At 70.5% G+C, this 19,277-nt stretch carries 15 protein-coding genes; 11 read left to right on the top strand and 4 right to left on the bottom strand.

The features are described from left to right. Positions 1 to 5: 5 nt before the first annotated feature. The 6 genes from RHOOR87_RS0114845 to RHOOR87_RS0114820 are packed head-to-tail and all read left to right on the top strand — an operon-like array spanning position 6 to position 9,152. A complete protein-coding gene (locus RHOOR87_RS0114845) occupies positions 6 to 1,589 on the top strand; it encodes an aldehyde dehydrogenase family protein (RefSeq protein WP_027485441.1) in 1,584 nt (527 codons plus the stop codon). Positions 1,590 to 1,600: 11 nt separating this feature from the next. Beyond that, positions 1,601 to 2,440, top strand: coding sequence for a CoA-transferase (locus RHOOR87_RS0114840; RefSeq protein WP_043795667.1), 840 nt, complete (start codon positions 1,601 to 1,603; stop codon positions 2,438 to 2,440). Next, positions 2,437 to 3,231, top strand: coding sequence for a 3-oxoadipate--succinyl-CoA transferase subunit B (locus tag RHOOR87_RS0114835; protein WP_007507152.1), 795 nt, complete (start codon positions 2,437 to 2,439; stop codon positions 3,229 to 3,231). The genes RHOOR87_RS0114840 and RHOOR87_RS0114835 overlap by 4 nt, the downstream gene beginning before the upstream one ends. Before the next feature lie 5 nt (positions 3,232 to 3,236). Further along, positions 3,237 to 4,571 carry an acetyl ornithine aminotransferase family protein gene (locus tag RHOOR87_RS0114830; protein ID WP_027485439.1) on the top strand — a complete coding sequence of 445 codons (1,335 nt, stop codon included), beginning with the start codon at positions 3,237 to 3,239 and terminating at the stop codon, positions 4,569 to 4,571. Between the two features lie 4 nt (positions 4,572 to 4,575). Beyond that, on the top strand, positions 4,576 to 7,119 hold the full coding sequence (locus RHOOR87_RS0114825) for a CehA/McbA family metallohydrolase (protein ID WP_027485438.1): 2,544 nt from the start codon (positions 4,576 to 4,578) through the stop codon (positions 7,117 to 7,119). Further along, on the top strand, positions 7,116 to 9,152 hold the full coding sequence (locus RHOOR87_RS0114820) for a S9 family peptidase (protein WP_027485437.1): 2,037 nt from the start codon (positions 7,116 to 7,118) through the stop codon (positions 9,150 to 9,152). The genes RHOOR87_RS0114825 and RHOOR87_RS0114820 overlap by 4 nt, the downstream gene beginning before the upstream one ends. Before the next feature lie 11 nt (positions 9,153 to 9,163). Here RHOOR87_RS0114820 and RHOOR87_RS0114815 read toward each other — a convergent pair whose 3' ends face one another. Continuing rightward, positions 9,164 to 10,273 carry a P1 family peptidase gene (locus tag RHOOR87_RS0114815; RefSeq protein WP_231381804.1) on the bottom strand — a complete coding sequence of 370 codons (1,110 nt, stop codon included), beginning with the start codon at positions 10,271 to 10,273 and terminating at the stop codon, positions 9,164 to 9,166. Positions 10,274 to 10,379: 106 nt separating this feature from the next. On the opposite strand from RHOOR87_RS0114815, the gene RHOOR87_RS0114810 reads away from it, so the two are divergent. Genes RHOOR87_RS0114810 through RHOOR87_RS0114795 form a run of 4 tightly spaced genes read left to right on the top strand, consistent with a single transcriptional unit; the run spans position 10,380 to position 16,176 of the window. After that, entirely contained in the window at positions 10,380 to 11,450 is a 1,071-nt protein-coding gene (locus RHOOR87_RS0114810) for an aromatic ring-hydroxylating dioxygenase subunit alpha (RefSeq protein WP_027485435.1), read from the top strand. Next, positions 11,447 to 12,745, top strand: a complete 1,299-nt coding sequence (locus RHOOR87_RS0114805; protein WP_027485434.1) for an amidohydrolase family protein — start codon at positions 11,447 to 11,449, stop codon at positions 12,743 to 12,745. Before RHOOR87_RS0114810 ends, RHOOR87_RS0114805 begins: the two co-directional genes overlap by 4 nt. Positions 12,746 to 12,764: 19 nt before the next feature. Continuing rightward, positions 12,765 to 14,072, top strand: coding sequence for an amino acid permease (locus RHOOR87_RS0114800; RefSeq protein ID WP_027485433.1), 1,308 nt, complete (start codon positions 12,765 to 12,767; stop codon positions 14,070 to 14,072). A gap of 4 nt (positions 14,073 to 14,076) precedes the next feature. Beyond that, the gene (locus tag RHOOR87_RS0114795) at positions 14,077 to 16,176 is read left to right on the top strand and encodes an FAD-dependent oxidoreductase (RefSeq protein WP_027485432.1); all 2,100 of its coding nucleotides are present in this window, start codon (positions 14,077 to 14,079) and stop codon (positions 16,174 to 16,176) included. Between the two features lie 28 nt (positions 16,177 to 16,204). Here RHOOR87_RS0114795 and RHOOR87_RS0114790 read toward each other — a convergent pair whose 3' ends face one another. From RHOOR87_RS0114790 to RHOOR87_RS0114780, 3 genes are all read right to left on the bottom strand, one after another. Then, positions 16,205 to 16,774, bottom strand: coding sequence for a hypothetical protein (locus tag RHOOR87_RS0114790; RefSeq protein ID WP_027485431.1), 570 nt, complete (start codon positions 16,772 to 16,774; stop codon positions 16,205 to 16,207). 95 nt (positions 16,775 to 16,869) lie between these two features. Then, on the bottom strand, positions 16,870 to 17,070 hold the full coding sequence (locus tag RHOOR87_RS0114785) for a hemin uptake protein HemP (RefSeq protein WP_007507172.1): 201 nt from the start codon (positions 17,068 to 17,070) through the stop codon (positions 16,870 to 16,872). Between the two features lie 73 nt (positions 17,071 to 17,143). After that, positions 17,144 to 18,118 (bottom strand): aldo/keto reductase, encoded by a 975-nt coding sequence (locus tag RHOOR87_RS0114780; RefSeq protein WP_027485430.1) that lies wholly within the window; start codon positions 18,116 to 18,118, stop codon positions 17,144 to 17,146. A gap of 98 nt (positions 18,119 to 18,216) precedes the next feature. On the opposite strand from RHOOR87_RS0114780, the gene RHOOR87_RS0114775 reads away from it, so the two are divergent. Next, positions 18,217 to 19,224, top strand: a complete 1,008-nt coding sequence (locus RHOOR87_RS0114775; protein WP_027485429.1) for an NAD(P)-dependent alcohol dehydrogenase — start codon at positions 18,217 to 18,219, stop codon at positions 19,222 to 19,224. Positions 19,225 to 19,277: the final 53 nt, after the last annotated feature.

Raw genomic sequence — 19,277 nt, 5'->3', positions numbered from 1 at the left:
CGCCGATGAGTTTCCGCCTTACCTACGCCACCATGTACAACCCGCCGGAAGCCATGCACGAGCGCTTCGAGGCGGCCCTGGCACGGGTGGAAGCCGGGCTCGGCGCGCAGCATCGGCTGTTCATCGACGGCGTCGACCGCGATGCGCCGCGGTATGCCCTGCGCCACAGTCCCTTCGACCGCGAGCTGCGGCTGGGCGAGTTCGGCTTGGCCGGCGACAACGACGTGCAGGCCGCGATGTGCGCGGCGCAGGCAGCCGGCCCCGCGTGGCGCGCCATGCCGGTGGCCGAGCGCACGCGCCTGTTGCACCGGGTCGGCGAGCTGCTGGAGGAGCGTGTCTACGAGATCGCCGCCGCGATGGTGCTGGAGGTCGGCAAGAACCGCATGGAGGCGCTCGGCGAAGCGCAGGAGACGGTGGATTTCTTCCACCACTATGCGGACGATTTCGAAAGCCATGCCGGCTACAACCACGTGCTGCCGGACGATCCGGTGACGGGCTTCGCCTCGCACAATGCCAGCGTGATGCGGCCATACGGCGTGTGGGTGGTGATTGCGCCGTTCAACTTTCCACTGGCGCTGGCCGGCGGCCCGGTGGCGGCGGCGCTGGTCACCGGCAACACGGTGGTGCTCAAGGGCGCCAGCGATACGCCGTGGGCGGGCCGGTTGCTGGCCGACTGCATCCGCGACGCGGGCCTGCCGCCGGGCGTGTTCAATTACCTCTCCGGGGCCGGGCGCGAGATCGGCGAGGCGCTGGCGCAGCACCCGCTCACCGCCGGCATCACCTTCACCGGCTCGGTGCCGGTCGGGCGGCACCTGATGCGGCAGATGGCCGGAGGCGCGTATCCGCGGCCGTGCATCGCCGAGATGGGCGGCAAGAATCCGTGCATCGTCACCGAGCGCGCCGACCTCGACCGCGCCGCGGCCGGCATCGTGCGTTCGGCCTACGGCATGGGCGGGCAGAAATGTTCGGCGCTGTCGCGCCTGTACGTGCATGAAAGCGTGGCCGACGCATTGATCGGGCGCCTGCATGCGCAGGCCACCGCCATCCGCATCGGCGATCCGCGCCGGCACGAAAACTGGCTGGGGCCGGTGGTCAACGCCACCGCCTACGAGAACTACCAGCACCACGCGGATGCCTTGCGCGACGCCGGCGCCAACGTGCTCTGCGGCGGCGCGCGGATCGGGCTGGGCAGCGGCGGTCGCACCGCACTGGCACGGGGCTACTACGTCGAGCCGATGCTGGCCGAGGTGCCGCTGCAGCATCCGCTGTGGCAGCACGAGATGTTCCTGCCGATCCTCACCGTGCATCGCTACGGCGACCGCGACGAGGCGATGCGGCTGGCCAACGATTCGCCGATGGGACTCACCGCGGGCTTCTACGGCGGCGCCGACGAGGTGTCGTGGTTCCACGAGCACATCGAGGCCGGCGTGACCTACGCCAACCGTCCGCAGGGCGCCACCACCGGCGCGTGGCCCGGCTACCAGCCGTTCGGCGGCTGGAAGGGTTCGGGCTCCAGCGGCAAGGCGATCGCGTCGTTCCACTACCTCGCGCAATACCTGCGCGAGCAGTCGCGCACGGTGGTGGAGTGAGCGGCGTGATCATGTCGCTGGCCGATGCCATCGAGCGCTTCGTCAGCGACGGCGCGAGCGTCGCGCTCGAAGGCTTCACCCACCTGATCCCGTTCGCCGCCGGGCACGAGATCATCCGCCAGCGCCGGCGCGAACTGCACCTGATCCGGATGACGCCCGACCTGATCTACGACCAGCTGATCGGCATCGGCTGCGCGCGCAAGCTCACCTTTTCCTGGGGCGGCAATCCCGGCGTCGGCTCGCTGCACCGCCTGCGTGACGCGGTGGAAAACCACTGGCCGCGGGCCCTCGAGCTGGACGAGCACAGCCACGCCGGCATGGCCGCCGCGTTCTGCGCAGGCGCGGCGCGCTTGCCGTTCGGCGTGCTGCGCGGCTATCTGGACACCGACCTGCCTGCGCACAACCCGAACATCCGCCGCGTGGCCTGCCCGTTCACCGGCGAGGTGCTGGCGGCGGTGCCTGCGTTGAATCCGGACGTCACCATCCTGCACGCGCAGCGCGCCGACCGCGCCGGCAACGTGGCGATCGAGGGCATCCTCGGCGCGACGCGCGAGGCGGCGCTGGCGGCCACGACGTTGATCGTCACGGTCGAGGAGATCGTCGAGGCGCTGCCGCCGGCGATGAACGGCATCGTGCTGCCGCACTGGGTGATCACCGCGGTCGCGCACTGCCCCGGCGGCGCCTATCCCTCGTACGCGCAGGGCCACTATGCCCGCGACAACGTCTTCTACAAGCAGTGGGACGAGATCGCGCGCGACCGTTCGCGCTTTCTCGCCTGGATGCACCGGCACGTGCTCGCCACCGGCGACCATCGCGCCTTTCTCGCCAGCCTGCCGCAGGAGGCCGCATGAGCGCCTGCACCCGCGACGAGTGGATGACCGTCGCCGCGGCGCGCCTGCTGAAGAACCGCGACATCTGCTTCGTCGGCATCGGCCTGCCCAGCGCCGCCTGCAACCTGGCCCGGCTCACCCACGCGCCGCAGATCGTGCTGATCTACGAGTCGGGCACCATCGGCACGCGCCCGGACGTGATGCCGCTGTCGATCGGCGACGGCGAGCTGGCGCAGACCGCGGCCTGCGTGGTGCCGCTGCCGGAAATCTTCAGCTATTACCTGCAGGCCGGCCGCGTCGACATCGGCTTTCTCGGCGCCGCGCAGATCGACCGCCACGGCAACCTCAACAGCACCGTGATCGGGCCCTACGAGACGCCGTCCACGCGCCTGCCCGGCGCCGGCGGCGCGCCGGAGATCGCCCAGCACGCCAGGCAGGTGTTCGTGATGCTGCGGGCGTCCAAACGCAGCTTCGTCGAGCGGCTCGCCTTCCGCAGCAGCGCCGGCTACCTCGACGGCCACGGCGCCCGCGCACGCAGCGGTGCCGCCGGCGGCGGCCCGCGCGCGGTGATCACCGACTTCGGCATGCTGGCGCCGCATCCGGAAAGCGAGGAACTGCAGCTGGTGGCGCTGTTCGAGGGCGCCACCGTCGAGGAGGCCCGCGCCGCGATCGGCTGGCCGCTGCAGCTGGCCGATCGCATCGACACCATCGCGCCGCCGAGCGCGCACGAACTCGACACCCTGCGCGCGCTGCATGCCCGCACGCGCGAGGCGCATGCGCGCCCCGTGCGCATCCCCCTTCAGAACGGATGATCCCGATGAACGCCACGCCGAACCCGAACCACATCAAGACCGCCCTGCCCGGCCCGAAGGCGCAGGCGATGATCGCCCGCGATGCCGAGGTGATCTCGCCCTCGTACCCGCGCGACTACCCGTTCGTGATGTCGCACGGCCGCGGCACCGAAGTGTGGGACGTGGACGGCAACCGCTTCCTCGACTTCATGGCCGGCATCGCGGTGTGCGCCACCGGCCACGCGCATCCGCAGGTGGTGAAGGCGGTGCAGGACGCCGCCGCGAAATTCCTGCACATCTCCAGCGACTACTGGCACGAGGAGATGGTCGGGCTGGGCGAGCGGCTGGCCGCCGTTGCACCGCTGGGCGAGCCGGCGATGAGCTTCATCTGCCAGTCCGGCACCGAGGCGGTGGAGGGCGCGTTGAAGCTGGCGCGCTACGTCACCGGACGGCCGCGCTTCATCGGCTTCCTCGGCGGCTTCCATGGCCGCACCTTCGGCTCGCTGTCGTTCACCTCCAGCAAGTACACCCAGCAGAAGGGCTTCTCGCCCACGCTGGCCGGCGTCACCCACGTGCCCTATCCGAATCCGTACCGTCCGCTGTTTGCCGGCGACGACCAGGGCGCGGCGGTGCTCGACTACATCCGCATGCTGTTCCAGCGCAACGTGCCGCCGAGCGAAGTGGCGGCGATCCTGATCGAGCCGATGCAGGGCGAAGGCGGTTACCTCACCCCGCCGGACGCCTTCCTCGCCGGCCTGCGCGCGCTGTGCGACGAGCACGGCATCCTGCTGATCTTCGACGAGGTGCAGTCGGGCATCGGCCGCACCGGCAGGATGTTCGCCTGCGAGCACTGGGGCGTGGCGCCGGACATCCTCACCTCGGCCAAGGGGCTGGGCTCGGGCCTGCCGATCGGCGCGGTGATCGCGAAGAAATCCATCATGGCGCAGTGGAAACGCGGCGCGCACGGCAACACCTACGGCGGCAACCCGATCACCTGCGCCGCCGCCAATGCCACGCTCGACCTGGTACGCGGCGGCCTGATGGACAACGCCGCGAGCGTCGGCGCGCACTTCATGGCGCGCCTGCGCGAACTGCAGCGCGACTATCCCTGCATCGGCGAGGTGCGCGGCAAGGGCCTGTGGATCGGCATGGAGCTGGTCGAAAGCGACGGCAAGAAGACGCCGGCCACGGCGCTGTGCGAGGCGGTGGTCCACCGGGCCTTCCACAACGGCCTGCTGCTGCTCTCCTGCGGCACCAGCACGGTGCGCTTCATGCCGCCGCTGAGCGTGACCATTGCCGAAGTGGACGAGGCCATCGCGCTGCTGCGTAGCAGCCTCGATCAAGCACTGACGGGGAGCTGACGCCATGTCGCGCCGCCTGACCGCCCTGCTCGCCCTGTTCCTCCTCGCGGGCGCGGCGCAGGCCGCGCGCGAGCCCGTGCTCAAGCAGGTCGACCTGCCGCACAGCTACTACTGGCGCGAGCTGTACCTGCCGCAGCTCACCAGCGGGCCGTCGTCGGCCAGCTTCCTGCCCGACGGCGACACGCTCATCTACAGCATGGGCGGCTCGCTCTGGCGCCAGCGCATCGGCGACCCCAGCGCCACCGAGCTGACTCATCCCAAGGCCGCCTACGACTACCAGCCCGATGCGTCGCACGACGGGCGCAGCGTGGTATTCACCCGCTACGACGGCAACGCGCTGGAGCTGTGGCGGCTGGATCTGGCCAGCGGCCGCGAGCAGCGGCTCACCGACCAGGGCGCGGTGAACGTGGAGCCGCGGCTGTCGCCCGACGGCAAGCACCTCGCCTGGGTATCGACTGAGGGCACCGGCCACTTCAACCTGTTCCTCGCGGATATCGACGCCGCCGGCCTGCATCACCCGCACCTGCTGCTGGGCGAGCGCAAGAGCACGCTGGACCGCTACTACTACTCGGCCTTCGACCACGCCATCAATCCGTCCTGGTCGCCCGACGGCAAGACGCTCTACTACGTCAGCAACCCGGAGATCGGCTGGGGCACCGGCGACATCTTCGCCGTGGATGTCGACCACCCCGCGCAGCGTCGCCGCGTGCTGAGCGAAGAAACCAGCTGGAGCGCGCGGCCCGAACTGGCACCTGACGGCAAGCGCCTGCTCTACGCCAGCTACCACGGCCGCCAGCACCAGCAGCTGTGGCTGACCACCGCCGACGGCGCCGCGCCGCTGCCGCTGAGCTTCGGCGCGTTCGACCGCCGCAACGCGCGCTGGTCGCCGGACGGCTCGCGCATTGCCGTCATCGACAACCGCGATGGCGACACCGCGCTGCGCGTGATCGAGACGCTGGGCGGCGCCAGCCAGGATGTCGTGGCGACGCAACGCCACTACCGGTCGCCGCAGGCGAAACTCACCCTCGACATCGTCGACGAGCACGGCCAGCGCACGCCGGCGCGGGTGGCGATCGTGGCCAGCGATGGCCGCGCCTATGCGCCGCCGCACGCCTGGGTCTCGGCCGACGACGGCTTCGACCGCGCCCTGCAGCGCAGCGAGACGCACTACTTCCACTGCGCGCCGCCGTGCGCGCTGGACCTGCCGGCCGGCCAGGCCGCGATCTGGGTGCAGCATGGCTTCGCCTACGCACCGTGGCGCCGCACGGTGGACCTGTCGAACGGCCACGCCACGCAGCTCACCGCCACGCTGGTGCCGGACGCCCTGCCGGCCGCCTACGGCCACTTCGTCAGCGCTGATCTGCACATCCACATGAACTACGGCGGCCACTACCGCAACACGCCCGCGCACCTCGCGCTGCAGGCGCGCGCCGAGGATCTCGACATCGCCTGGGACCTGGTGGTGAACAAGGAGGAGCGCATGCCCGACATCGCCAGCTTCCGCACCGACGCCGACCCGGCCAGCACCGCGCAGACCCTGGTGCTGCACGGGCAGGAGTACCACACCAGTTTCTGGGGCCACCTCGGTCTGCTGCACCTCGACGACCACTACATCACCCAGGGCTACTCGGCCTACCGCCACACCGCGATGGCCAGCCCGTGGCCGACCAACGCCGCCGTGGCCGACCTCGCCCACGCGCAGGGCGCCCTGATCGGCTACGTGCATCCGTTCGACGTGCTGCCCGACCCGGCGCACGACCCGGTGCTCAGCAACGAGCTGCCCGCCGACGTCATTGAAGGCAAGGTCGACTACATCGAGGTGATCGGCTTCTCCGACCACAAGGCCACCGCCACCGTGTGGTACCGCCTGCTCAACCTCGGCTTCCGCCTGCCCACCGGCGCGGGCACCGACGCGATGGCCAACTACGCCTCGCTGCGCGGCCCGGTCGGCATGAACCGCGTGTTCCTCGACACCGGCGGCAAGCGCGACGCAGTCAGCGCGCTCGACGCGCTGAAGGCCGGCCACGGCTTCGCCAGCAACGGCCCGCTGCTCGGCTTCCTGCTCGACGGCGCCCGGCCGGGCACGCAGCTCGTCCCGGGACGCCACCACTACCGCGTGGCGCTGCGCTCACCGGTGGCCGTGGATCACCTGGAACTGGTGCACAACGGCCAGGTGGTGAAGACCTTCACGCTCACCGGTGACCGCCGCCATCTCGACGCCGAGGGCGATCTCGACCTCGATGGCGGCTGGGTGCTGCTGCGCGCGTGGAACGACGGTGCCGACCCGCAAGTGCTCGACCTCTACCCCTATGCCACCACCAACCCGGTGTGGCTGGGCGACCACGTGCTCGCGGCCAGCGCGCGCGACGATGCCGCGTGGTTCGCCAGGTGGATGGACCGCACCATCGAGGCCGCCGCCGCGCGCGACGACTACAACACCGCGGCGGAGAAGCGCATGACGCTGGACTACCTGGGCAAGGCCCGCGAAGCCTATCGCGCCCTGGCCGCCGGCAAGTCGGCGACGACGACGGCGGAGGCCGGCCGATGATCCGCCGCCTGCAGCAGCTGGCCCTGCTCGCGCTGGCGCTGTTGCCGCTGGCCACCTTCGCCGCGGACAGGACCCCGTTCACCCCGGCCGACCTCAATCGCCTCGCCGTGCTCGCCGACCCGGCGCTGTCGCCCGACGGCCACTGGCTGGTCTACACCGTCGCCACCACGAATGCCGAACGCGACCAGCCGCAGTCGGACCTGTGGCGGGTGGGCTTCGACGGCCGCGCGCGCACCCAGCTCACCCACACGCCCGACGCCGACGAATCGCAGGCGCAGTGGTCCGGCGACGGCCGCTTCATCGCCTTCCTGTCCGACCGCAAGCCCGCTGACGGCAAGGACGACGACGACACCGGCACGCAGGTGTGGACGATGCCCGCCGACGGCGGCGAAGCGCGGCAGGTGACGCATCTTCCCGCCGACGTGGAAGAGTTCGCGCTGTCGCCGGACGGCAAGCAGCTAGCGGTGATCGCCTTCGATCCCGAGCGCCCCGCCGGCGCGCCGAAGCCGAAGAACCCGCCGCCGATCGTCACCGGCCGCTTCCAGTTCAAGGACGACGACTCAGGCTGGCTGGGCGCGCGCCACAAGCACCTGTACCTGGTCGACCTTGCCAGCGGCGCCGCCGCCGAGCTCACCCCCGGCATGCACGACGAGCAATTGCCCGTATGGTCGCCGGACAGCCGGCAGATCGCCTACGTCACCCGGCGCGGCGCCGACCCGGACCGCACCCTCAACTTCGACATCTACGTCATCGACGCCCGCGCCGGTGCGCAAGAGCGCCAGCTCACCACCTTCCCCGGCTCCGACCTCGATCCGTACTGGGCCTCGCGCCCGGCCTGGTCGCCGGACGGCAAGCGCATCGCCTACCTGCAAAGCGGCGAGGACAAGTGGATCTACTACGCGCCCTGGCAGCTGGCGGTGATCGACGTGGCCAGCGGCAAGACGATGATCCCCGCGCCGATCGACCGCTGCTTCACCCATCCGCACTGGTCGCCGGACGGGCGCAGCGTCTACGCGCTGATCGAGCAGGCCGAGATCACCCACCTGGCGCGCATCGACGTGGCCAGCGGCAAGGTGACCGAGCTGACTCACGGCGATCGTTTCGATGTCGATCTGTCGGTGTCGCGCAACGGCCGCATCGCCGTGCTCGGCGGCGACGACCTGCATCCGTACAACCTCGCCGCGCTCGACGGCGACCACCTGCGCCCGCTGGCCGACCACAACGAATGGCTGGCCGGCAAGCAGCTGGCAAGCACCGAGACCCTGCACTTCACCAGCGCCGACGGCACCAAACTCGACGCCCTGCTGGTGAAGCCGATCGGCTACGTGCAGGGCCGGCGCTACCCCACCATCCTGCGCGTGCACGGCGGCCCGGTGTACCAGTTCAGCCATGAGTTCATGGAGGACTGGCAGGTCTATGCGGCGAACGGCTTCGCCGTGCTGGCGGTGAACCCGCGCGGCAGCTCCGGCCGCGGCTTCGACTTCGCACGCGCCATCTACGCCGACTGGGGCAACAAGGACACGCAGGACCTGCTCGCCGGCGTGGACCACGCGGTGCAGCTCGGGATCGCCGACCCGGATCGCCTGGGCATCGGCGGCTGGAGCTACGGCGCCATCCTCACCGACCAGGTGATCGCCCGCACCACGCGCTTCAAGGCGGCGATCAGCGGCGCCGGCACCGGCAACACCTACGGCATGTACGGCGACGACGAGTACACCCGCGAGTACGAGCTGGAACTGGGCACGCCCTGGGCCAACCGCGCCGCGTACGACCGCGCCAGCTACCCGTTCCTGCACGCGGACAAGATCACCACCCCGACCCTGTTCCAGTGCGGCCAGATCGACTTCAACGTGCCGTGCATCGGCGCCGAGCAGATGTACCAGGCGCTGCGTTCGCGCAGCGTGCCGACGCAGCTGGTGGTCTACCCTGGCCAGCACCACGAGATCAGCGTGCCGAGCTACCTGCGCGACCGCATGCAGCGCAACCTGGCCTGGTACGACCGTTTCCTGAAGCCTGCTGGCAGCGGCCCGTGAACCGCACGGCGTCAGTGCGGCGGACGGTAGCGGTTGAAGCGCTTGAGCAGCTTGACCAGCGCCGCATGCGGGATCGCCCTGGCGTAGTGCCCACCGTCGCCCTGCATGTCGCGCGCAGCGACCATCGCGTTGACGATCGCTTCCTCGGCCGCCTGCGCGGTCGCCTCGAACAGGCCGTCGAGATGGTCGTTGCCGATGAAGCTGGCCTGTTGCAGCGGCTGGTCGCGCAGCGCGTCGGCGTTGGCGGTGGAGAACGCCACGAAGATGTCGCCGGAGCCGTTGCCGGCATAACTGCCCATCCGCGCCAGGCCCATGCCGGCGCGCTTGGCGATGCGCTTCAGCTGCTGCGGCAGCAGCGGCGCGTCGGTGGCGACCACGATGATGATCGAGCCGGTGTCGCCCGCGGCGGGATTCGGCGCGCTGTAGATGCGGTCGTCGCGCAGGTACTGGCCCACCGGTACGCCGGCAATGCGCAGGCTGTCGCGCAGGCCGTAGTTGGCCTGCACCAGCACGCCGATCGTGTAGTCGCGCGCGCCGACGCGCACGCGCCGCGAGGCGGTGCCAATGCCGCACTTGAACTCGTGGCAGATCATGCCGGTGCCGCCGCCGACGTTGCCCTCGGCGACCGGCCCGCCTTTCGCCTCGTGCAGCGCCCGCGCGGCATCCTCGGGATGCACGTGGAAGCCGTTGATGTCGTTGAGCTCGCCGTCCCAGGTTTCGGCCACCACCGGCAGCGACCACCAGTAGCCCGACGCGTCGGCGCCGCCCGCGCGCACCCGCTCGGCGATCACCGCATCGCGCACCACGCCGACGCTGTGAGTGTTGGTCAGCATCACCGGGCCTTCCAGCTGGCCGGATTCCTCCAGCCACGCGGTGCCGGTCATCTCGCCGTTGCCGTTGAGCGCGAACCACGCGCCGAACGCCGGCAGCTCGTAGCTGGCGTGCCCGCGCGGCAGGATCGCGGTGACGCCGGTGCGCACCTTGTGGCCGTTGGCGAGATCCTCGATCAGGGTGACCTGGCCGACCGCGACCCCGGCGACGTCGGTGATCGCGTTCAACGGCCCCGGCGTTCCGTCGAACGGCACGCCAAGATCGCGCGCTCGCGGTTCGGCTGCAGACACGACGCCGCACAGGACACACAATGCCAGTGCGAGACGGAAGCGGGGCATGCAGACTCCGATGGATGGCCGTTCGTCGCACCAGTCTATCCCGAGAGTGGAGCCCACCATGCAAACTGACACCCTGCCCGACGATCTCGACCGCGCGCGTGCCCTTTCCCCCCGCTACTATTTCGGCGATGCGATGCTGGCGATGGAGCAGCGTGCGGTGTTCGCACGCAGCTGGCAGCTGGTGGCGCACCAGGGTTTGCTGGCCGAACCGGGCGACCACGCGGTCGAACAGATCGCCGGCGTGCCGGTGCTGCTGGTGCGCGGCCAGGACGGCGTGCTGCGCGCGTTCCCGAATGTCTGCCGCCACCGCGCCGGGCCGCTGGCGTTGTGCAACGGCAAGGGCGCCAAGGCACTGCACTGCAAATACCACGGCTGGACCTACACCCTCGCCGGCCAGCTGCGCAGCGCGCCGGAGATGCAGGACGCCTGCGACTTCAAGGTCGAGGACATCCGCCTGCCGCCGCTGCGCGTGCACGAATGGCAGGGCCTGGTGTTCGTTGCGCTAAGCGACGACGTGCCGGCGTTCGACGAGGTCTACGCCGGCATCGCCGAACGCATCGCGCCGATCGACCTGGCCGCGATGCGCTACCTGCGCCGCGACAGCTACGAGCTCGAGTGCAACTGGAAGGTGTACATCGACAACTTCCTCGAGGGTTACCACCTGCCGCACGTGCACCCGGGCCTGTCCCGCGTGCTCGACTACCGCGCCTACGACACCGAGCTGTTCGCATGGCATTCGCTGCAGTCCTCGCCGCTGCGCAACAGCGGCGACATCTACGGCGACGGCCAGGCGTTCTACTACTTCATCTATCCCAACGTGATGCTCAACATCATGCCCGGCCGCATGCAGACCAACCGCATCCTGCCGCTCGGGCCGGGCCGCTGCCGGGTGGAGTTCGACTACTACTACGCGCAGGACGAGCAGGCGCAGGCGCGCATCGCCGCCGACCAGTCGTTCAGCGACGAGGTGCAGGCCGAGGACATCACGATCTGCGAAGCGGTGCAGAAGGGCCTGGCGTCCGGTTTCTACAGCGCCGGGCGGCTATGCCCGAAGCGCGAAGGCGGCGTCTGGCATTTCCAGAACCTGCTGCGCGCCGCCTATGCCCATGACACCGGGGAATCCGCATGAGCACGAAGCTGTACGGCCTGTGCTTCGCGCTCGCGGCGCTGGCCACCGCGCCGTTCGCCCACGCCCAGGATACGCAGCGCACCGTGGTGCGCGCCGGCCACCTGCTCGACGTCGACAGCGGCCGCCTGCTCGCCGACCAGGCGGTGACCATCGAGCACGGCCGCGTCGTCGCGGTCGCGCCGTGGACGCCTGCCGCCGCGGGCACGCACGTGCTCGACTGGTCGGCCTGGACCGTGGTGCCGGGCCTGATGGACATGCATACCCATCTCGCCGACGAAGGCCAGATGGCCGACCCCGGCGCGCCGCTGAAGAGCAACCCCGCACGCGACGCCTTCATCGGCGCGAAGAACGCACGCGACACCGTGCGCGCCGGTTTCACCACCGTGCGCGACGTGGGCGCCTACCGCGGCTTCGCCGACGTCGCCCTGCGCGACGCGATCAACGCCGGCTACGTGCCCGGACCGCGCATGTTCGTCGCCGGCGCCTACATCACCGTGCCCGGTGGCGGCGGCGAGATCACCGGCCTACCGCCGGGCACCGTGGTGCCGGACGTATTCCGCCGCGGCGTCTCCAGGGGCGTGGACGACGTGCGCCGGCATGTCGACATCGTGCTCGATGGCGGCGCCGACCTGATCAAGGTCATCGCCACCGGCGCCGTGCTGACCGCCGGCACCGAACCCGGGCAATCCGAATACAGCGAAGCCGAGATCCACGCCGCGGTGGCGGAAGCCGCGAAGCGCGGCGCCTTCGTCGCCGCGCACGCTCACGGCGCCGAAGGCATCAAGCGCGCGATACGCGCCGGCGTGCGCTCGGTCGAGCACGCCTCGCTGATCGACGACGAAGGCATCGCGCTGGCGAAGCAGCATGGCACCTGGCTGGTGATGGACATCTACGACGGCGACTACATCGACAGCGTCGGGCGCGCGGCGGGCTGGTCGGCGGAAATCCTGCGCAAGAACATCGAGACCACCGAGGCGCAGCGCGAGGGCTTCCGCAAGGCGGTCAAGGCCGGCGTGCGCCTGGCGTTCGGCACCGATGCCGGCGTCTACCCGTACGGCGACGATGCGCGCCAGTTCGCCTACATGGTGCGCTACGGCATGACTCCGCTGCAGGCGATCCGTTCGGCCACCATCGACGCCGCGCGCCTGCTCGGCAAGGAACGCGAGCTCGGCTCGATCGCGCCAGGCAAGGCCGCCGACCTGGTCGCGCTGGCTTGCGATCCGCTGCACGACATCGAATGCCTGCGCCAGGTGCGCGGCGTGATCAAGGCCGGCCAGCCGGTTTCCCTCGACTAGAACCCCACCGGGTGCGGACATGAACGACAGCAAGAAGATCGGCTTCTGGACCTGCACCGCGCTGGTCGTGGGCAACGTCATCGGCATCGGCATTTTCCTGCTGCCCGCGTCGCTCGCGCCGTATGGGTTCAACGCGCTGATCGGCTGGACGATCACCCTGCTCGGCTGCCTGACCCTGGCCCGCGTGTTCTCGCATCTCGCGCACGCGTTGCCGAACGCCGAAGGCCCGTACGGCTATATCCGCAGCACCCTCGGCGAGCTGCCGGCGTACATGGCGCTGTGGGCGTACTGGGTGTCGCTGTGGCTCACCAATGCCGCACTGGCGACCGGCGTGGTCGGCTACATCACGGTCGTGTTCCCGGCCCTGAACGTGATCCAGCCGGCGCTGTTCGCGCTGGGCCTGCTGTGGTCGCTGGTGATCATCAACCTGTTCGGCGTGCGCACCGGCGGCGGCGTGCAGATCGTCACCACCGCGCTGAAGCTGCTGCCGATGCTCGCTATCGCGCTGCTCGGCGGCTGGGTGCTGCTCACTTCCCCGGCCAGCTATGTCGCGCATCCGCCGGCCACGCCGGTCACCCTGCACGACGTGATGGCGGCATCGACGATCGCGCTGTTCGCAATGCTCGGCATCGAATCGGCCAGTGTGCCGGCGGCGCGGGTGGAAAACCCGGGGCGCACGATTCCACGCGCGACGATGACCGGCACGGTGCTGACCGCGATCATCTACATCATCGTTTCCACCGTGCCCCTGCTGCTGATCCAGCAGCAGGAACTGGCCAATGCGAGCGCGCCGTTCTCGCTGCTGATGGAGCGCTTCGGCAGTGCCGGCTCCGGGCGCTGGCTGGCGCTGTTCGTGGTGGTCAGCGGGCTCGGCGCACTCAACGGCTGGACCTTGCTGGTGGGCGAGCTGACCCGCACGATGGCCGTCAACGGCGTGCTGCCGGCACCGTTTGCGCGCACCAATCGCCGCGACGCGCCGGCGGTGGCGCTGATCGTCACCGGCGCGCTCGCCTCGGTGATGGTCTGGATGAGCTACAGCAAGTCGCTGGTGTCGGCCTTCACCTTCATCACCCGGGTGGTGACCGCGGCGAACCTGCCGCTGTACCTGTGCTGCGCCCTCGCGCTGGCGGTGCTGTGGCGACGCGGTGCCGCGCGGCACGCCGTGCTGCCGGTCGCGATCATCGGTGCGCTGTACGTGGTGTTCGCCTTCGTCGGCATCGGCCACGAACCGCTGGTGCTCGGCCTGGGCCTGATCGCCGCGGGCCTGCCGCTGTACGCGTTCATGCGCCTGCGTCGCCGCAAGGCCGCCCAACCCGCCAAGGCCTGAGCCGATGAGAGATCCGCGCCACGACATCCTGTTCGAACCGGTGAAGATCGGCCCGGTCACCGCGAAGAACCGCTTCTTCCAGGTGCCGCACTGCAACGGCATGGGCCACGCGATGCCGCTGGCGCATGCGGCGATGCGCGAGATGAAGGCCGCGGGCGGCTGGGCGGTGGTCTCCACCGAGGAATGCGAGATCCATCCCAGCGGCGACCTCACCCCCTACGTCGAGGCGCGGCTGTGGGACGACCGCGACATTCCCGCGCTGGCGCTGATGTGCGACAAGGTGCACGCGTACGGCGCGCTGGCCGCGCTGGAGCTGTCGCACAACGGCCCGACCGCGTCGAACCTGTATTCGCGCGAGGTGCTGATCGCGCCCTCGCACCAGCCGACCAAGTACGGCTACCCGCACCAGGCGCGGGCGATGACGAAGCACGACATCCGCGAATACCGGCGCTGGCATCGTGAGGCGGCGATCCGTGGCAAGCGCGCGGGGATGGACATCATCTACGTCTACGCGGCGCACGACCTGTCGCTGGCGATGCATTTCCTGCAGCGCCGGCGCAACCAGCGCGGCGACGAATACGGCGGCTCGCTGGAGAACCGCGTGCGCCTGCTGCGCGAGGTGCTGCAGGACACGAAGGAGGCGGTCGGCGACACCTGCGCGGTGGCGCTGCGCTTCGCGGTCGAGGAGGGGCTGGGGCCCGGCGGCGTGGAGCTGGCCGAGGCGAAGGACATCGTCGGCATGCTGGCCGAGCTGCCCGACTTGTGGGACGTGAACCTCGCCGCCTGGTACAACGACTCGGTACCCTCGCGCTTCGCCGGCGAAGGCGCGCAGGAGCCGTTCATCGCCTTCGTCAAGCAAGCCACCAGCAAGCCGGTGGTCGGCGTGGGCCGCTTCACCTCGCCCGACACCATGGTGGCGCAGTTGAAGCGCGGCGTGCTGGACCTGATCGGCTGCGCGCGCCCGTCGATCGCCGACCCGTTCCTGCCGCAGAAGATCGAGCAAGGCCGCAGCGACGACATCCGCGAATGCATCGGCTGCAACGTCTGCGTCTCCGGCGACATGACCATCTCGCCGATCCGCTGCACGCAGAACCCGACCATGGGCGAGGAATGGCGCAAGGGCTGGCACCCGGAGCGCATCGCGCCGAAACGCAGCGCCGCGCGCGTGCTGGTGGTGGGCGCCGGCCCGGCCGGGCTGGAAGCCGCGCGCGCGCTGGGCCAGCGCGGTTACGAGGTAAGTCTGGCCGAGGCACGCAAGGAGCTCGGCGGCCGCGTGACCCGTGAATCGCGCCTGCCGGGGCTGGCCGAGTGGGCGCGCGTGCGCGACTGGCGCGTGGGCCAGATCCGCAAGCTGGCGAACGTGGCCGTCTATCTCGATTCGCCGCTCGGCGCACAGGACGTGCTGGACTTCGGCGCCGAACACGTGGTGCTGGCCACCGGCTGCCACTGGCGCCGCGACGGCGGCGGCCGCAGCCACGGCAGCACCATCGACGGCTTCGCCGGCAACCCGCGGGTGTTCACCGTGGACGACCTGATGGACGGCCGCCTGTCGGAAGGCAAGGTGGTGGTGTTCGACGACGACGGCTACTACCACGCCAGCGTGGCGGCCGAGCTGCTGCGCCAGCGCGGCGGCGAAGTGATCCACCTGACGCCCGAGGACAGCCTCGCGCCGTGGACGCTGAACACGCTGGACTACCGGCATATGCGCAAGCGGATGGCCGCACTCGGCATCGAGGCGCTGGTCTCGCACGACATCGTCGGCTATGCCGGCACCACGCTTGCCGTCGAGGACGTCTGGACCCACCGCCAGCGGGAACTGACCTGCGACGCCGTGCTCACCGTCACCGCGCGCCTGCCTGACGATGCGCTGTACCAGGACCTTTGCCGCCGCGAGGCCGAGTGGACGGATGCCGGCATCCGCAGCGTGCGCTGCATCGGCGACGCCGAAGCGCCGGGCTTGATCGCGCACGCGGTCTACGCCGGCCACCGCTACGCGCGCGAGCTGGAGGAACCGGCCGTCGGCGAGGTCGCGTTCAAGCGGCACTTCCACACCGCCGACGCCGACGACCTGCTGCGCGAGACACCGGTGCAGCAGGCTCGGTGAGCACCGCCACGCGCGGCGCCGGCCGCGGCTAGCGGAACTGCCGTTCGCGCTGGCCGGTGTGCGCGTGGGCGATCTGCCCGGCCAGTTGCCGCCCCAGCGGCGACAGCGCGCCGGCCGCTTCGCCACGGAGCACGTCGAGGCCGGCCAGCCGGCGCCGGCGGAAGCGCAGCGGGCAGGCGTCGAGTGCCGGCAAGTGCGGCGTATCCGGCATCGCCGGCGCCGGCTCGCCGCTGGCCAGCAGCCGATCCCAGCCCAGGTAGTCGGTGTCCGGCAGCAGATGCAGGCGCACGCAGGGGCGGCCGGTTCGATCCAGGCCGTCGACCCATTCGCGCGGCCCGTCCACCGCGATCACGCTGACCGCCATCAGCCAGCGCACGCGCAGCAGCAGGGCCAGCGCCGGCGTTTCCACCAGCAGCCCGCCCGGCAAGGCCGACAGCTCCGGCCCGCACGCCGCCAGCGGCATGTACAGCACGCGGTCGAGCGCCGGCAGTGCCGCCAGCAGCGGCGCCGGCGCCGTTCGCAGCCAGCGCCGGCAGGCGCCCGTATCGGAAGCCTGCAGGCATCGGGCCTGCCGTTGTCGCGACCAGGGAATGAACATCGCACGCCTCCAGCAACACGCACCGGCGAGAAGCACGGGGCCCGAGGAAAACGCGCGGACTCCCGCCCGCGCGCCAGGGAAACCGACCGCCCCCGCTACTTGGTCAGGATCAGTTTGTCGTTGCGGGTGAGGCGCAGGTGGTACTCGCTGCCTTGGTGCCGGATCACCAGCTCGCGCTCACCGGCCAGCAGCGCATGACTGGAGACATACCGGGCCGGGGCCGGCATCGGCGGTGGCAAGGCCGGCCGCGGGAGTGAACGGGACGACAGCGGTTGGCGCAGGGACAGGACAGGCATCGGGAGATCCAGGGAAAGCGGCGACGTCTTCGATGATAATGATTCTCATTTGACTGTCAACCACCCTGCTCCCTCAGCCCGCCTCGACGACCTGCCGAATGCGCTGCGCCACCGCCGCGTCCAGCCGCGGCAGCAGTGCCAACGCATCGAGGTTCTGCGCCAGCTGCTCGCGCTTGCTGGCGCCGAGCATCACGGTGGAGACGTGCGGGTTGAGCAGGCACCAGGCGATCGCCAGCTGCGCCAGGCTGGTACCCAGCTCGGTGGCGATCGGCTGCAGCGCGCGCACCTTGCCGAGGCGTTCGTCGCCATGGCCCAGCACGCTCTCGCGCAGCCACTCGTAACCGGGCTGGGCCAGGCGCGAATCGGCCGGCACGCCGTCGTTGTACTTGCCGCTGAGCAGGCCCGAGGCCAGCGGCGACCAGATCGTGGTGCCCATGCCATAGGCCTCGTACAGCGGCGCGTACTCCACTTCCACCCGCTCGCGGTGCAGCAGGTTGTACTGCGGCTGCTCCATCACCGGCGCATACAGATGATTCTCGCGGGCGACGCGGTGCGCCTCGTGGATCGCCTCGGCCGGCCATTCGCTGGTGCCCCAGTACAGCACCTTGCCCTGGCGCACCAGCGTGTCCATCGCCGCCACGGTCTCGGCGATCGGCGTGTCCGGATCGGGGCGATGGCAGAAGTACAGGTCCAGGTAGTCCACGCGCAGGCGCTGCAGCGCCTGGTGGCAGGCTTCCATCACGTGCTTGCGCGACAGTCCGCGCTGGGTCGGCAGCGGCCGGTCGACCGCGCCGAAGAACACCTTGCTGGAGACGCAGTAGCTGTCGCGCGGGAAGCGCAGGTCGGCCAGCACGTCGCCCATCAGCTGCTCGGCCACGCCGTTGTTGTAGGTCTCGGCGTTGTCGAAGTAGTTCACCCCGCGGTCGTGCGCCAGCGCCAGCAGCTCGCGCGCCTCGCCACGCCCCACCTGCCGGCCGAAGGTGACCCAGGCGCCGAACGACAACGCGGAAAGTTGCAGGCCGGAGGTGCCGAGGCGACGGTAAAGCATGGGGCTGCTCCTTGACGGGAAAGACCGCCAGCATGGCCAATCCACGCGTGCGGCACAACGGCGTAGTCTTGGGTTTTCCCCCACTACAGGAGTTCGCCATGTCCTCGATCACGGGCTGGGCCGCCAGCGCGGCCGGTCAACCGCTGAAGCTGACCACGTTCGACGTGGGCGAACTGGGCGCCGAGGAAGTCGAGGTGGCGGTCGACTACTGCGGCATCTGCCATTCCGACCTGTCGATGATCGGCAATGAATGGGGCGGCTCGCGCTACCCGTTCATCCCCGGGCACGAAGTGGTCGGCCGGGTCGTCGCGCTGGGCGCGCAGGCGAAGGGGCTGACGCTCGGCCAGCGCGTCGGCATCGGCTGGACCGCGGAGAGCTGCATGCACTGCCGCCCGTGCCTGTCCGGCGACCACAACCTGTGCGCGCAATCGGTGGCGACCATCGGCGGCCACCACGGCGGCTTCGCCGACAAGCTGCGCGCGCACTGGGCGTGGACGATTCCGCTGCCCGAGGGCATCGACCTGGCCAGCGCCGGCCCGCTGCTGTGCGGCGGCATCACCGTGCTGAAGCCGTTCCTCGCCCACGACATCAAGCCCACCGCGCGGGTCGGCGTGGTCGGCATCGGCGGGCTCGGCCACATGGCGGTGAAGTTCGCCGCGGCCTGGGGCTGCGAGGTCACCGCGTTCACCTCCACCGCGGCCAAGGCCGACGAGGCGCGCAGCTTCGGCGCCCATCACGTGGTCGCCAGCCGCGACAGCGCCGCGATCAAGGCGATCGCCGGCTCGCTCGACCTGCTGCTGGTCACCGTCAACGTGGCGATGGACTGGAACGCGTTGCTCGGCACGCTCGCGCCGAAGGGCCGCATGCACGTGGTCGGCGCGGTGCTGGAACCGATCCCGGTGCCGGCGTTCAGCCTGATCGGCAAGCAGCGCGAAGTCTCCGGCTCGCCCACCGGCTCGCCGGTCGACATCGCCCGCATGCTGGACTTCGCCGCCCGCCATGACATCCGCCCGCAGGTGGAGATGTTCCCGCTGGCCAAGGTCAACGAGGCGCTGCAGCACCTCGCCGACGGCAAGGCGCGCTACCGCATCGTGCTGCAGGCGTAGCCGGTCGAACCCCTTCCTGCGGCGAACGGCGCCCGCCGCTCGCCGACGGCCAC

This window comes from Rhodanobacter sp. OR87 (genome assembly GCF_000473345.1).
GTDB lineage: Bacteria > Pseudomonadota > Gammaproteobacteria > Xanthomonadales > Rhodanobacteraceae > Rhodanobacter > Rhodanobacter denitrificans.
Note: the sequence above shows the minus strand (reverse complement) of the source record. Positions and strands in the feature narration are given on the sequence as shown.

Bases quoted from the DNA above. Each gene is read 5' to 3' on its own strand.
- RHOOR87_RS0114845 (WP_027485441.1), top strand. From the start codon at position 6: ATGAGTTTCCGCCTTACCTACGCCACCATGTACAACCCGCCGGAAGCC.
- RHOOR87_RS0114840 (WP_043795667.1), top strand. From the start codon at position 1,601: ATGTCGCTGGCCGATGCCATCGAGCGCTTCGTCAGCGACGGCGCGAGC.
- RHOOR87_RS0114835 (WP_007507152.1), top strand. From the start codon at position 2,437: ATGAGCGCCTGCACCCGCGACGAGTGGATGACCGTCGCCGCGGCGCGC.
- RHOOR87_RS0114830 (WP_027485439.1), top strand. From the start codon at position 3,237: ATGAACGCCACGCCGAACCCGAACCACATCAAGACCGCCCTGCCCGGC.
- RHOOR87_RS0114825 (WP_027485438.1), top strand. From the start codon at position 4,576: ATGTCGCGCCGCCTGACCGCCCTGCTCGCCCTGTTCCTCCTCGCGGGC.
- RHOOR87_RS0114820 (WP_027485437.1), top strand. From the start codon at position 7,116: ATGATCCGCCGCCTGCAGCAGCTGGCCCTGCTCGCGCTGGCGCTGTTG.
- RHOOR87_RS0114810 (WP_027485435.1), top strand. From the start codon at position 10,380: ATGCAAACTGACACCCTGCCCGACGATCTCGACCGCGCGCGTGCCCTT.
- RHOOR87_RS0114805 (WP_027485434.1), top strand. From the start codon at position 11,447: ATGAGCACGAAGCTGTACGGCCTGTGCTTCGCGCTCGCGGCGCTGGCC.
- RHOOR87_RS0114800 (WP_027485433.1), top strand. From the start codon at position 12,765: ATGAACGACAGCAAGAAGATCGGCTTCTGGACCTGCACCGCGCTGGTC.
- RHOOR87_RS0114795 (WP_027485432.1), top strand. From the start codon at position 14,077: ATGAGAGATCCGCGCCACGACATCCTGTTCGAACCGGTGAAGATCGGC.
- RHOOR87_RS0114790 (WP_027485431.1), bottom strand. From the start codon at position 16,774: ATGTTCATTCCCTGGTCGCGACAACGGCAGGCCCGATGCCTGCAGGCT.
- RHOOR87_RS0114785 (WP_007507172.1), bottom strand. From the start codon at position 17,070: ATGCCTGTCCTGTCCCTGCGCCAACCGCTGTCGTCCCGTTCACTCCCG.
- RHOOR87_RS0114780 (WP_027485430.1), bottom strand. From the start codon at position 18,118: ATGCTTTACCGTCGCCTCGGCACCTCCGGCCTGCAACTTTCCGCGTTG.
- RHOOR87_RS0114775 (WP_027485429.1), top strand. From the start codon at position 18,217: ATGTCCTCGATCACGGGCTGGGCCGCCAGCGCGGCCGGTCAACCGCTG.